Annotated in this window: 1 protein-coding gene; it reads right to left on the bottom strand. The window is 69.8% G+C overall.

Annotated features, from left to right (window positions below; translation table 11 throughout):
• A partial coding sequence (locus AX744_RS09595; protein WP_157543569.1) for an FAD-dependent oxidoreductase occupies positions 1 to 334 on the bottom strand: 334 nt, incomplete at its 3' end.
• Positions 335 to 540: the final 206 nt, after the last annotated feature.

Raw genomic sequence — 540 nt, 5'->3', positions numbered from 1 at the left:
GAACACCCGAGAGCTCGGCGAATGCGAGCAGCCATTCCATTCCCGAGCGGTTGGCATCCACGTAGGCGCGCACGAGCTCTGCCGGATGGTGTCGACGGATCGTCGCGAGCTGCGCGCCCTGCAGCAGGGACAGCTTTCCGGTGTTCGCACCGCTGGCGAGCTCGGCGATCCCGCCGGCGTCGATCACCGCCACGTCGAGGCCCGCTCTGGTGAGCATGACCGCCGTCGAGAGCCCGGTGAGCCCCGCGCCCACGATCACGACGTCATGGCGCGCGCCGGACTCGAGAGGTGTTCCGGTCGGCAGGGTCCGGTCGAACTTCCACAGGGGATTCATGCGCTCAGTCAACGCGGCGCGCATCCCGGTATCCACCGCCTTGACATCCGGACGGTCCGCTGTCAGGCGGCGACTACAGTGGCGGACGTGAACCTTTGCCGCATCCTCCTGGTCGCCGCCGGCGGCACGGCGGGAACTGCGGCACGGCTCGGGCTGGGGCTCATGCTGCCGGATGTCGGGGGCTTCCCCGTGGCCGTGCTGGTCGC

Origin of the sequence: Microbacterium sp. CCH5-D1 (assembly GCF_001557335.1) — a bacterium.
Classification (GTDB): Bacteria; Actinomycetota; Actinomycetes; order Actinomycetales; family Microbacteriaceae; genus Microbacterium; species Microbacterium oxydans.
Note: the sequence above shows the minus strand (reverse complement) of the source record. Positions and strands in the feature narration are given on the sequence as shown.